Source organism: Rhodococcus sp. C1 (assembly GCF_020809065.1).
GTDB classification, from domain to species: domain Bacteria; phylum Actinomycetota; class Actinomycetes; order Mycobacteriales; family Mycobacteriaceae; genus Rhodococcus_F; species Rhodococcus_F qingshengii.
Map to the genome: position 1 here is coordinate 5,311,197 of NZ_CP078080.1, position 12,626 is coordinate 5,323,822.

General features: G+C 60.9%; 15 protein-coding genes. 4 read left to right on the forward strand and 11 right to left on the reverse strand.

Annotated elements, in window-relative coordinates; all coding sequences use genetic code 11:
- Positions 1–18 precede the first annotated feature (18 nt).
- Both hutG and KTR60_RS24415 read left to right on the forward strand, forming a co-directional pair.
- A complete protein-coding gene (hutG, locus tag KTR60_RS24410) occupies positions 19–987 on the forward strand; it encodes a formimidoylglutamase (protein ID WP_042926100.1) in 969 nt (322 codons plus the stop codon).
- Positions 988–1,108: 121 nt separating this feature from the next.
- Entirely contained in the window at positions 1,109–1,267 is a 159-nt protein-coding gene (locus KTR60_RS24415; protein ID WP_155277930.1) for a hypothetical protein, read from the forward strand.
- Positions 1,268–1,280: 13 nt separating this feature from the next.
- Here KTR60_RS24415 and KTR60_RS24420 read toward each other — a convergent pair whose 3' ends face one another.
- The 7 genes from KTR60_RS24420 to KTR60_RS24450 all read right to left on the reverse strand — a co-directional run bounded on the left by KTR60_RS24420 (position 1,281) and on the right by KTR60_RS24450 (position 7,653).
- Entirely contained in the window at positions 1,281–1,550 is a 270-nt protein-coding gene (locus KTR60_RS24420) for a hypothetical protein (protein WP_228401339.1), read from the reverse strand.
- A 238-nt stretch (positions 1,551–1,788) separates the two neighbouring features.
- Positions 1,789–2,697: an ABC transporter substrate-binding protein gene (locus KTR60_RS24425; protein WP_228401340.1), complete on the reverse strand. Its 909-nt coding sequence runs from the start codon at positions 2,695–2,697 to the stop codon at positions 1,789–1,791.
- An 11-nt stretch (positions 2,698–2,708) separates the two neighbouring features.
- Positions 2,709–3,449 (reverse strand): ABC transporter permease, encoded by a 741-nt coding sequence (locus KTR60_RS24430; protein WP_030536962.1) that lies wholly within the window; start codon positions 3,447–3,449, stop codon positions 2,709–2,711.
- Positions 3,446–4,096, reverse strand: a complete 651-nt coding sequence (locus tag KTR60_RS24435) for an ABC transporter permease (RefSeq protein ID WP_003940005.1) — start codon at positions 4,094–4,096, stop codon at positions 3,446–3,448. Before KTR60_RS24435 ends, KTR60_RS24430 begins: the two co-directional genes overlap by 4 nt.
- On the reverse strand, positions 4,093–5,208 hold the full coding sequence (locus KTR60_RS24440) for an ABC transporter ATP-binding protein (protein WP_003940114.1): 1,116 nt from the start codon (positions 5,206–5,208) through the stop codon (positions 4,093–4,095). Before KTR60_RS24440 ends, KTR60_RS24435 begins: the two co-directional genes overlap by 4 nt.
- Positions 5,209–5,307: 99 nt before the next feature.
- The gene (locus KTR60_RS24445; protein WP_007732752.1) at positions 5,308–6,780 is read right to left on the reverse strand and encodes an aromatic amino acid ammonia-lyase; all 1,473 of its coding nucleotides are present in this window, start codon (positions 6,778–6,780) and stop codon (positions 5,308–5,310) included.
- A 198-nt stretch (positions 6,781–6,978) separates the two neighbouring features.
- Positions 6,979–7,653 (reverse strand): TetR/AcrR family transcriptional regulator, encoded by a 675-nt coding sequence (locus KTR60_RS24450; RefSeq protein ID WP_007732754.1) that lies wholly within the window; start codon positions 7,651–7,653, stop codon positions 6,979–6,981.
- 129 nt (positions 7,654–7,782) lie between these two features.
- Between KTR60_RS24450 and KTR60_RS24455 the strand changes: the two genes are divergently transcribed.
- A complete protein-coding gene (locus KTR60_RS24455) occupies positions 7,783–8,157 on the forward strand; it encodes a nitroreductase family deazaflavin-dependent oxidoreductase (RefSeq protein ID WP_042926095.1) in 375 nt (124 codons plus the stop codon).
- Between the two features lie 9 nt (positions 8,158–8,166).
- Here the strand turns inward: KTR60_RS24455 and KTR60_RS24460 are convergent, their stop codons facing one another.
- From KTR60_RS24460 to KTR60_RS24475, 4 genes are all read right to left on the reverse strand, one after another.
- Positions 8,167–8,718 carry a TetR/AcrR family transcriptional regulator gene (locus KTR60_RS24460; RefSeq protein ID WP_054781557.1) on the reverse strand — a complete coding sequence of 184 codons (552 nt, stop codon included), beginning with the start codon at positions 8,716–8,718 and terminating at the stop codon, positions 8,167–8,169.
- 27 nt (positions 8,719–8,745) lie between these two features.
- Complete coding sequence (locus KTR60_RS24465) at positions 8,746–9,432, reverse strand: ABC transporter ATP-binding protein (RefSeq protein ID WP_003939803.1); 687 nt, start codon at positions 9,430–9,432, stop codon at positions 8,746–8,748.
- The gene (locus tag KTR60_RS24470) at positions 9,429–10,559 is read right to left on the reverse strand and encodes an ABC transporter permease (RefSeq protein WP_228401341.1); all 1,131 of its coding nucleotides are present in this window, start codon (positions 10,557–10,559) and stop codon (positions 9,429–9,431) included. Before KTR60_RS24470 ends, KTR60_RS24465 begins: the two co-directional genes overlap by 4 nt.
- Before the next feature lie 142 nt (positions 10,560–10,701).
- Complete coding sequence (locus KTR60_RS24475) at positions 10,702–11,652, reverse strand: TauD/TfdA dioxygenase family protein (RefSeq protein ID WP_228401342.1); 951 nt, start codon at positions 11,650–11,652, stop codon at positions 10,702–10,704.
- Positions 11,653–11,827: 175 nt separating this feature from the next.
- Between KTR60_RS24475 and KTR60_RS24480 the strand changes: the two genes are divergently transcribed.
- Complete coding sequence (locus KTR60_RS24480) at positions 11,828–12,595, forward strand: MerR family transcriptional regulator (protein ID WP_003940101.1); 768 nt, start codon at positions 11,828–11,830, stop codon at positions 12,593–12,595.
- Positions 12,596–12,626: the final 31 nt, after the last annotated feature.

Here is a 12,626-nt window from a genome sequence, read left to right on the forward strand (position 1 = left end):
ACTCACCGGGAGGCCGTCGTGGCACATCAGATCGCAGTCGACATCGAACCCAAGCCGTGGACCGGGCGCTCCGACGGCACCACTGCCGAGCATCTGCGGTGGCATCATGCCGTGCAACCGTATTCAGCCGAAACAGCTCCCGGCGACTGTGTTCTGATCGGATTCTCCAGCGACGAAGGAGTCCGCCGCAACAAGGGCCGCCGCGGTGCCGCGGATGGCCCCGACGCTTTGCGAGCCGGGTTGGCTTCCATGGCGCTGGCCGAACCACTGCAGATTCAGGACGCGGGAACCGTTGCCGTGTCGGGTGAAGAACTCGAGGCCGGTCAGGCCGCACTCGGGAACGCCGTCAGCGCTGCGCTTGATTCGGGACACTTCCCCGTGGTTCTCGGGGGAGGACACGAAATCGCCTACGGTACATACCTCGGCGTCGCGGGCTCCGAGTTGCGAACCGCCGGAGCCAAACTCGGAATCCTCAACTTGGATGCGCACTTCGACCTGCGGGGCGATCCGATACCCAGCTCCGGCACACCCTTTCGTCAGATCGCCGAGGACGAAGCCGCGGCAGGCACCTCGCATCAGTACAGCGTGATCGGAATCAGCCAACCGAGCAACACCACGGCACTGTTCGACACGGCTCACCGCCTCGGTGTTCGCTATCTGCTCGACGAAGAATGCGGAGCGATCGGCCGAGGCGTCGTGGATCAGTTCCTCGCAGACTTCCTCGACGACGTCGATCTGGTCTACCTGACCATCGACCTCGACGTCCTGCCTGCAGCTGTGGCGCCGGGCGTCAGCGCACCTGCGGCCTACGGAGTCAGCCTCGAAACCATCCAATACGTATGTGACCGAGTCACGTCCAGCGGAAAACTCGCGGTTCTCGATGTCGCCGAACTGAACCCGAGCCTCGACGTCGACAATCGCACTGCCCGAACGGCTGCTCGTCTGATCCACCGGATAGTCACGAAGCACGTGCCGGTTCAGCGCTAGCCTCGGCGCGCCTCCAGCAGATCTACGGGACTGCCTGAAAACTGATTCCACGAGTTCTGTCCGAGCACTCCAAACTATGTCCTTTGCCACCTCACAAGTGATGCCGCCTTGCAGATTGCCGATGGCGGCGACAACGCCTGTCTCGGGGTACGTGATCGTTCCGCACCCCTCGGATGTGGATGCCGTCGGCAATCGTGAAGTCGAAGTCGACGAATTGCCCGAGCAGTACTCGAAGCCGGGGACACCACCGATCACAGGAGGCCCGACCGTACCGTCGTGAATCGAAAAGCCGATCAACCCTCCGGGGTCGCCATTACCGACTTGCCCCGGATCACCGGTGGTGACGAAGATCGATTGGCCTGACTCAGTCTGAATCGTCCGTGTCGAATGATCGTTGCCGTAGGCCGATTCGATTTGAGCCACGGTGAGCCGTCACCGATGCCGCGGTCAGTCAGCGTTCCCGGCGGTGATTCGATGACGGTGACGCCCTCGCTGGTGAGAATTGCCCGTCCGGTGCCACCAGGCGTCGTGAACGGAACTACAGCGCAACTCGGAAACTGCATGGGCGTTCCAGCCTGATGCCAGACACACGCCGGCCACTACAACCGTGGTTGTAGTGGCTGCGCCGTTCCGAACTCGTCCAATGGGTGTGCGCGGTCGGCTTCTCGGCATGTCGGCATCCTTGGTCGGAACGGCTCGCCGCGAGGTCGAGGCATGCCTGACTTCGCGACGCTACCCCGAGCGGGGTCGAATCGATATCGTCTGTTCGGCCGACGACAAGGACGCCACCCCGGCCTTCGATCATGGCACCAGGGAGTTCTCCTGCAACCAGTCCTGAGCGATGTCACTCATGTCGTCGAGATCGGCAACGCGCTGGTTCATCTCGATGAGATCTTCGGTGGTCAGCGCCGCCGAAACCCCCGCGAGCACTGAGCGGACGTCATCGCGAGCCTTCAACTCGTTGATGATCGGTGTGATGTTCTCCGCGAGGAAGAGGTGCTTCGTATCCTCGAGTGCAACCAAGTTCTCCGAGCGCATCGCAGGATCGGTACTGAAGACATCGGCAACCTGTATCTGCCCGCTCAGAAGCGCATTGAGCGTGAGGGGTCCACCTGCATCGAGTGCCAGGAACTCCCGGAATGTCAGGCCGTATTTGGTCTTCAAGCCGGCGACGCCGTTTTCGCGCGTCTTCCATTCCGGCGGTCCGCCGAGAGTCAACTCGTCGGCATGCTGCACCAGATCCTCGACGGTCTCCAGCGAATACTTTTCCGCCGTCTCCTGTTTGACGGCAAGTACATCCTCGTCCTCTGCGGGCGAGGGCTCGAGAGCCACCAGACCCTTGGGCAATTTCGCATCGATTTCAGCGGATACTTCATCTGAAGCCGTCGCCGTTGTCTTGCTGTCCAGATATTGCAACAAGGCGCCGGAATACTCGGGGATCAGATCGATGGAACCGTCGCGCAGTGCCGGTACATAGAGTTCTCGGCTACCGATGTTCAACTTCTCGGTAACGTCGATACCGTTGGCACGAAGCGCTTCGGCGTAAATGGTCGCAATCAGTTGGCTCTCGGGAAAATCGGCGGAACCGATCACGATGGCGCCCTCAGCACTACCGCCGCCGTCCGTAGCCAAGGGGTCCTTGCCGATTCCGCAGCTGGACAACGCAACCGCTGTTACGCCGACCAACGCGGCGATCAATACCTTCTTCATGTCGAACGTCCTCAGATCGGTGCGGGCTCAGGCACAGCGGTGCGCTGTGAGGGGGCGGCGGTCTTCTCGGTCTTCTTCTTCCGATCGCGCCTGGTCAGGCCAGGCGAAACGACCCGCGCAGTCAGTGCTCCGATTCCGAGATCGAAAACCAGGGCAATCAGCGATACCAGTACGGCTCCGGCCGCCATCTGGCCGTAATCGCTCTGAGCTTTTCCGTCGATCAACAACCGGCCGAGTCCGCCCAAAGAAATGTAAGCGGCGACAGTCGCAGTGGAGACGATCTGAAGCACGGCACTTCTGATGCCGGACAACATGAGTGGTAGGGCACATGGAATCTCGACCTCGGTCAAGATCCGCATCGACCGAAATCCCATCCCCCGCGCGGCGTCGACTGCAGCCTGATCGACCGCTCGAACTCCGGCGTACGTGTTGGTGAGAATGGGAGGGATCGCGAGAAGCACCAGGACGATGAGGCTGGGGATCAGATACGCGAGTTTGTTCGGGAATGACGGCGCGATGATGAGAACCAGTAGGATCAGCAGACCGATGGTCGGCAGCGCTCGTAGCGAGTTGGCCAGTCCAGCAACAACAACGGAGCCACGGCCCGTATGTCCGATGTAGAGACCGAGCGGGATCGCGATAACCGCAGCCACCGCCAGCGCGGCGAATGTGTACATCAAATGCTGAACGAGAAGGGTGGGGATGCCGTCCGGCCCGGTCCAGTGGGATCCGTCGAGAAGGAAGCTGATCATGATGTAGTCACTTTCGGGGTCCACGGCGTCAACAGCCGATTCGCCAACATGATGAGGAGATCAAGGATCAACGCCAGCACCAGACACAGAGCGATACCCGCGATGATGGGCGTGTAGAAACGCAACTGAAATCCCTGGGTGAACAAGGAACCTATCTGCGGAATACCCAGGAGTGCGCCGAGTGAGACAAGACTGACGTTCGAGACGACTGCGACGCGCAAACCTGCACAGATCACCGGAACTCCCACTGGCAACTGTACTTTCAACAGCGTCTGATACGGCCGGTAACCCATCGCCGTCGCTGCCAGAACCGTCTCCGGCGGAACCGAATCGAGCGCGTCGGCCACTACCCGCACGAGCAGAGCAACGGTGTACACGGTGAGCGCCACGATGATGTTCATCGGATCCAGAATCTTGGTACCCAGAATTGGAGGCAGGAGCACGAAGAGCGCGAGCGAAGGGATCGTGTAGAGCAATCCGGCCGTCCCCACCACGTAGGGATGCAACCGACGACTGCGATAGGCGACCCAGCCGATCGGCAACGCGACCACCAAGCCGATCACCAAGGGAATCAACGACAGCAGAACATGCCATCCCACCAAGTCCATGATCCGGTCGGACTGACGTCCGAGCCATTCGAAGTTCATCGGAGTGCCCTCCCCGCGTCAGCCAGATCGGCAGCCTCGATGGCTTCCACTGCAGCATGCGCAGTGACGGTTCCCACCAGGCGTCCGGCGTCGTCCACGACAACGCCCCGCTTGCTCGGCGCTGACAGCGCCGCATCCAGCAGAGCGCGCATCGTCCCGGTGGAATCCGCAAGTGTTCCACTGAGATTCAAGTCATCCGGGCGGATACAATCCGTGAGCGCGTCCGGCCTCACCCATCCGAGCGGCTTGTTCGCGGGATCCACTACCAACAGCCACGTATCGCCGGTGAGTGCGCGGGCCGCCGCAGCGGAATCGCCCAGATGCGCAACGGGTTCTGACACCGTCGGTAGGTCGCCGTCCAATGTCGTGAACCCCAACGATCGGTACCCACGGTCACGTCCGACGAAGTCGGCAACAAATTCGTCGGCAGGTTGAGTCAGCAATTCGAGGGGCGTCGCCGCCTGCGCAAGAATGCCGCCGGTACGCAGAACCACCACTTGATCCCCGAGTTTCAGCGCTTCGTCGATGTCGTGGGTGACGATGATGATCGTTTTTCCGATTTCCTTCTGCAGACGGAGAAACTCGTCTTGCAGCTGGCCGCGAACAACCGGATCAACGGCGCTGAACGGTTCGTCCATCAGCATGAATGACGGATCCGCAGCCAATGCTCGCGCAACACCGACTCGTTGCTGCTGCCCTCCGGAGAGCTGCCACGGATAGCGGTCGGCGAAGTTGGTCGTCAGACCAACCGTTTCGAGCAATTCCATAGCGCGAGTGCGAGATTCCTTTTTACTCGCACCGAGCAATCGAGGCATGGTCGCTATGTTGTCGACGATGGTGCGATGGGGAAAGAGACCCGCGTGCTGGATCACGTACCCGATGCGTCGACGCAGAAGGGCCGGATCCATTCCCGCCGTGGACTCGCCGTCGAGCGAAATCGTGCCTGACGTCGGTTCGATCAGCCTGTTGATCATGCGGAGTGAGGTCGTCTTGCCGCAGCCGGAAGGACCCACCAACGCGGTGATCTTTCCCGTCGGGCATTCCAGATCGAGAGCATCGACGGCAATGGTTCCGTCTGGATACGCCTTGGTGACCTTGTCGAATTTGATCATCTACGAACTACTTTCGTGTCGACCTGAGTCCGGACGCACCCAGGAGAAATGGTCGAGTTCCGTTCGAGCACACACCTACTTGTGATTCGGTCCACCTGCTTACTGGTCGAGCGGTTGAGAAAGAAAGTTCACGGCGGCACTCAGATCTGCACTGAGTGGCCGGTCTTCGGTCCTCGTGTCCAGCACCAAACGCGCACGCGCGAGGTACGCGCCGAGCTCGGTCGCCGGATCCAGCTCACGCTGTTGTTGCGAGAGTGCGCGAACTGCCGAGATCAGTTCACACGCCAGCACCAATCGAGATTGGGCAAGAATGTCCGCCAATTGAGTTGCAGCTTGGGATGCGAAACTTGCGTGATCCTCGGTGCCGCGCGAAATTACCGTGTGGCCCAACGACCCCGGTGCCGCCGACGAGCGGATCTCGGCAATGGCAGCAGAAGTCGTGTATTCGAGAAGCATGGTTCCGCTGCTGCCGTCGGGACCGTCTGCAAGGAACGCACGAAGGCCGGTGACTGCGGGGTCGGAGAGGTTGGCGAGCCGACATTGCGAGAGCAGGGCAGCACTGGCGACCGCCAACTTCGCCTCGTCGACTGCAAGGGCTATTGGCATTGCGTGGAAATTTCCGTTGTGGAACACCATGTCGTCTTCGACCGACACCAGCGGATTCTCCGAAGACGAATTCATCTCGATACTCAGCGTGTTCTGCAGTCGATGCACCGCTTGCCAGGTGGCACCCAAGATTTGCGGTAGGGCGCGAAACCCGAACGAGTCCTGAACTCTCACGGGTGTGATGTCGTGTGGTGCCAGCAGATCGCGAACCCGCTCTGCGACTTCCGCTTGACCGAAGTGCATTCTTGCCGACTGTACTTGTGCAGCAAACGGTTCGACAGAACTACGCGACGCAAGCACGGAAAGAACACTGACAACCAAGCAGTGCTGAAGCCACCCCGCGACTTCGATACTGGTGTCGCCGGCGATCGCCACCGTCATCGCGTTGGTGGAGATGAACGGAAGTGCATCACCGTGGTGCGGAGTCCAACCGATTCCGGTGCGTCCGTCGCGAAGCGGGCTCTCACCGATCAGCCCCATGGCGATTTCGGAGAACGCACTCAGGTCACCCGTTCCGATCGCACCGCGTGCGTGCACTGTCGGCAGGTTCTGCGAAGCAACAGCAGCAACCAGACCGTCGATGATGTCGGGATGCATACCTGAGCCGCCGTTGAGGATCTGGTTGGTGCGGATGACGATCGCGGCGCGCACCACCCGGTCGGGGAGCCTGGGGCCCGATCCCGTTGCGTGACTTCTCAGAAGCCTCAGATCCTGCTGCACACCGTCGGAGACGGATGTTTCGCGATTCCCGCCCACCCCGGTAGTGCGCCCGTACACCGCTTGACGGGAGGAAACCCGAACCGCGGTCTCCCATGACCGCCGTGTGAGCTCGAGAGCCGCGTCGGCAGGTCGAATCACGGCCGGCTCTCGCGCGATTTCGTTCACCCGGTGAACCGACAACCCTTTCCCGTCGAGCAGGACATTGTCGTCTTCCGTCCGGTCTTCTCCAGGAAGACGTTCAGTCATCAGAACTCCATCGATCGAAGGACTCGGCCACCGCGGTCGGCGTGCATCACATCATCTACGTAATGTGCCTTGGGTCACTTTTGATGAATGTATAGTCCTGTATATACAGCCACCTGTCAATAGGGACACTGCAGCTCATCCGCGTGCACACACCTTGCGTTACCCCAGTACGAGTGAGCAACTGGGCACGAATCGTTGCTATTCGAGGACCGGTGCCGCCGATGCGCGACGCGCCTCGAGCGCATCGAGGATGAGATCGAGACCGTAGGCGAACTCACTCGTGTGGTCGTAAGCCGGACTCAGACCGTGATCGACGATCATCTCGTGAAGGAAGGGCAACTCTTCAGCCGGAAGGTGCTCGAGGATGTCACTCGCAACCTCTTCGACGTCGACGGGCCCGCTGATCGGCAGATTCGCCTCCTGGAGAACATATCCGCCGATGTAGCTGTCGATCAGCGAGGCTCCGTGGGCGGCCATCGGGAGTGTGAACCCGGCCTTCCGGAGCACTCCGAGCACAGCGTCGAGATGACGCAGGGTCGCCGAGCCAGGGTTGCGTCGCGAATCCAGCAGACCGAGAGCCCAACGGTGCTGCGACAGGACTGTGCGAGCGGAAAAGGCGCGTCCACGGATTGCGTCTCGCCAATCCACACACTCACTGTCGGGCAGGTCGATCGCCTCGAAGACCGCATCGACGACGCCGTCGAGAATCGCATCTTTGTTGGGCACGTGGTGGTAGAGCGACATCGCCTCGATGCCCAGCTCCTGGGCCACCCGTCGCATCGTGACGGCTTCGACACCACCCGCGTCGGCAACGCGGATCGCACCCTCGATTACGCGAGTCCTGTTCAGCGACTGTCGCGGTTGCCGTGACACACAGACTCCCCTCCGAGGAACGAATACGTTGACAACCTTACATGCGTAAGTCACCCTTACAGGTGTAAGCCAGCCTTACAGGTGTAAGCCAGCCTTACGTTCGTAAGGCGCTCGCGAAGGGAGATCGCAATGCCGATGCCGAGATGGTGGGGACATGTCAACAAGCGAGTGTTCAACCCGCGTGCAATTTCGAGCGGTAAATGGCCGGTACTGACTCACGTCGGACGCACATCCGGCACGACCTACCGGACGCCCCTCGACGCCTATCCGGTCGAGGGTGGCTACGTCTTCATTCTGGTGTACGGATCAGGCTCGGACTGGGTGCAGAACGTCCTGAAAGCGGGAAGCGCTCGACTGTCGGTCGACGAGACGGAGGTGAGCCTCGGCACCCCACGCCTCGTCGCGAAAGACGAAGCATTTCAAGCACTTTCCTCAGACGTGTCCCAACCCCCGAGGCTGCTCCGCATCACCGAGTACCTTCGGATGGATCTGATTACGGCCTGAGGGTGCCCGTCACGCGAGGACCTCACGCACGGCGGACCTGACTTCCTCCATGCTGCAACCGGATTCGATCAGTTCGGTACCCGTATGCACCAGCGAGTTGATCAACTTGGCGGTGAGCTTCGGGTCCGACACGCCACGGAGGCGGAGGGCCTCGACCAGCGGAAGCACAAGACTGTCGTGCATTTCCATGATCCGCGAATCTCGAAACGTTTGTGGGGTCAGCGTCGCCAGCGCTCCGACTATCGCATGCTCCCCGTCGGCAACCAGTTGGAGGTTTGCCTCGACGTACGCCCATACCGGATCGTCTGCGCCTGCCATCGCCTCGACGATCTTGTCGTTCCAGCGCGGGAACATGTCTTCGACGACGGCACTGAGGAGATCTTCCCGGGACCGGAAGTAGTGGTAGGCACTCGACCTGGCGAGCCCGGCCTTCGCTGCCACCTCACCGAGCCCCGGGGGCCGGTCCGGGGCCTCGGACAGAAGAGCGTGTGCAGCGTCGAGGAGGGCACGGCGCTGAGCAGCACGATGCTCGACCACAGTGGGCGCATCGATCCTCGGCACCGAATCTCCTCCAGTCCCCTCGCGGGCTTACTCGCTCTGACGCAACCGACCGTCAACCATTTCGAGGATGCGGTCGCAGTGCCCGAGCACGTCGTGATCGTGGGTCACCATGATCGTAGCGACGCCTGCCTCGTGAGTTTCGCGCGAGAGCAGTTCGACCACCTCATGGCTGCGTTTGCGGTCGAGAGCAGCCGTCGGCTCGTCGACGAGCAGTAGCGAGGGATTGCTCATCAATGCCCGAGCGATACCGACGCGCTGGCGTTCACCGCCGGAGAGTTGACCGGGTCGACGATCTGCACGGTGACTCATACCGACCGAGTCGAGCAACTCCTCGGGATCGCGACCCGGCCGCCCCGTGAGCTTGGGAATCAGCCGAAGCTGATCGCGCGCCGTCAGCGCTGGAATCAGGTTGCCGGACTGAAAGACGAAGCCGACCTTGTCTCGTCGAAGTTTGGCGAGAGCACGGGCCGGCATCGCCGACACGTCCACGCCGTCGATGACAATCGTTCCACTCGACGGCCGACCGAGTCCGCCTGCCACAGCGAGCAAGCTCGACTTTCCAGCGCCTGACGGTCCGACGATCGCGACAAGTTCGCCGCACGAGACCTCCAGGTTCACGTTGTCGAGGGCGAGCACGGTGGAGTCACCGTCACCGAATCGAAGACTGACAGCGGTCAATACCAATCCGGTTGTGGTCTTTTCGACTGTGGTCATCGGTTTTCTCCCAATGCGGTGAGCGGGTTGACACGGGTAACACGGACGATGGCAACGGCTGCGCCGACCAGCCCGAGTACCGCCAAGAGCACTGCGCCGTTGACGACTGGGCCGGACTCGAGGGCGAACGGCATCCCCCCGCCTTCGAGCCCCGAACCGAGCCCCAAGCCCAGCAACACACCGAGGCCGATGGAACCAAGCAGCACTACCAGTGCCTGCGCCATGCCGTCACGAAGCAGGAAGCCGGTAGAGGCTCCCATCGCGCGCAACACTGCGAGTTCACGACCGCGCTGAACCGTCCAGATACTGAAGAATGCACCGACCACCAGGGCCGAAATCGCGTACAGAAACGCCTTGATCATCGACATTGTCATCATTTCCGCGGAGAACCCTGGTGAGGAGTCGAAAGATTCCTCGAGCGTCTTTGCGGACGTTCCCGCCGCCGCATCGCCCGACACGAGATCCGGTAACGCGCCACCAATGCCCCGAATCGCAACAACACTTGCTTCGGAATAGGCACTGGCATTGGCGGTTTCGCCGATCTTGGCACCGGCGTGAACCTCCTGCCAAGTACGCAGGGGCAGGTAGGCGACGTCGACGTGACCGAAAGTGCGCTTGTCTTCGCTGAATCCGACAACTGTCAGCTCCGTACCGAGTCGATCGAGTATCACGGTGTCACCGATCGCAACACCGTCGTCACGGAAGGTAGAGCTGACGATGATGTCCGTGTCGGCATGCAGCCCCCTCCCGTCGGCGGAGACGGGCTCGAGGAAGGAGCCAGGTTCGATGCCGAAGAGCGTGAGATCGACAGGCGTGCCACTGCGAGTTTTTGCATTGACGATCATGTTGCCGAAGAGCTCGGCGTCTTGGACATCGGGTTGCATACGCCATGCCTGCGCCTGCTCCTCGGTGACGACCGAGCGCGAAAACGCTGAGTCGGCTTTGGTGTCCGGTGCGAAGGCAAACGCCTGAATCGGCGTCCGCTGCAAAGCGGAGACACCGTCATTTACCAGTCCGGACGAGAGGCCGGACAGAATCACCATCAGGATCGAGATGAGGGCAACCACGGCACCCATCAAGAGGAATCGATTTCGCGCAAACCACAGTTCACGCAGGGCGAGGAACATTCGGGAAGCTCCAAAGTCGTCGATACGAGTCACGCCGACTTTTATCGACGCCTTGTCGAAATCATATCGACAAGGCGTCGAAAAGCTATGTGAGGTGCGTTACTACTTCCCGTAGTAGACACTCGAGGCACTGAGCGTCGTATCAGCCCCCGACGCCCACCGGTCGATCCCCGACAATCGAGATTCGATCCATCACACGACGAGCCGGGAAGTAGTCACTGGCCGCGTAGTGCTGGCAGGTCCGATTGTCCCAGAAGGCAACAGTATTCGGCTCCCACTTCAAACGGACCTGAAATTCCGGACGATTGACGTGGCGATACAGCATCGTGAGAAGTTCGTTCGATTCTTCTTCTGACACACCCAAGATCCGTTGCGTGAAGGTCATGTTGACGAACAACACCCGCCTGCCACTTTCCGGAATGATCCGAACCACCGGATGCTGCACAGCGGGGAACTTCGGACGCAACATCTCGACCGCATCCACCGGCATCGACCTGCCGAACGAGTTGATCCAATCATGTTCTGCAACAAGCGGGTCGATACGCTTCTTGATGTCTTCAGGAAGCAGATCGTAGGCAGCTGCAGTATCGGCCCACAAAGTGTCACCACCCACCTCCGGCACCTCCACCGCACGAAGAACTGCTGCGAACGAAGGAAACTCGTGCCACGTAACGTCGTTGTGCCAGTTGTTCTCGACTCCGCCGACCATCGCATCCTTCGCCAGTGTCGTGACATCGACGTCCGTCTGCCCGGGCTGCGTGTACTTGAAGAACGGATGCTGTTCGAGATCGCCCCAACGCTCGGCAAAAGCTCGATGTTCCGCTCGGTCGAGGTCCTGATCGCGGAAGAAGAGGACTTTCCATTCGAGGAGAGCTCGGCGGAGTTCCGCAATCACGGCATCAGACAGACCCCCGCCGAGTCGAATACCGGAGATTTCCGCTCCGATCGTCGGCGCGACCGCCTTGACCGCAAAGTGTTCGTACGGTGCCGGATCTACCGACTCGGGATTCCGGCGAGCAACGAGTGGACCGTACGCAGCAAGCGGGTCGGTGGGGATCGGAAAGATTGTTGCCGCAGGAAAAAGCGTAGCCATCAGGGCACTTCCTCGAAATCGACGATGTCGTAAAGGACAAAAGTCAGATTAAGTCCGCCTCCTTAAAGTGTCAACGGTCACGTTCTCCGGCGCGAATCTTGACCCTGACGCCGCGTCAAGGTTGGAGAATGGTTTTCACAGACGGAATCCGATTCGATCACGGGAGGGCAGGGCGATGATGACCATCGGCGAGCTGGCCAAATTGGCCGGCACCACCGTCAGATCCGTGCGCTACTACCACTCGAACGGCCTTCTCGAAGAACCACAACGCCAACCCAACGGCTACCGCATGTACCGGGCGGTGGACCTGGCACGACTGAGTCGCATCCGCCGCCTGCGCGATCTGGGGATTCCTGTGGCCAAGATCGCCGAACTACTCGACGGCGACGCTCACGACACTCGGTCCGCACTCGATGCCCTCGACAAGGAATTGGCGACGAAGGCCGAACAGATCGCTGTTCAGCGTGCGCACATCGAGTCGCTACGCCGCAATGCCGATCCTGAACTACCCGACGCGTTTTCGGAAGTGCTCGCACAGTACGTCGTTGCCGGTGCGCCGACAGCGTGGATCGACAACGAGCGTGAACTTCTGATCCTCGCACTCACGGTCTCCGGGGGCGATCCCGAGGTCTGCGATTCACTCCTGTCCGCCCATCGCCGGGTATTGGCCGAGCCGAACCGCGAGCAGGCCATCGAATTGATAACTCGCATGTATGCCCTCGCCGACGCACCGGCTGACGCGGACACGATTGCGGCCCTTGCCATTCAGTTCTGCGACTTCACCGAGAGCGTGCTACCCGAACAGGCTGCACCGGAGGACGCTTCCCCCACCCGGCTGGTAGCGGTACTGCGCGAACACCAAGCGGATCGACGAACCGTCACCCAGGAAAGATTCGCGAAGGCTGTGGCCGCGGAGTTCGCCGCCCGTCAATCCCGCCTCTGAAAAACCCTGATCAACCCCCACATTCGAAGTG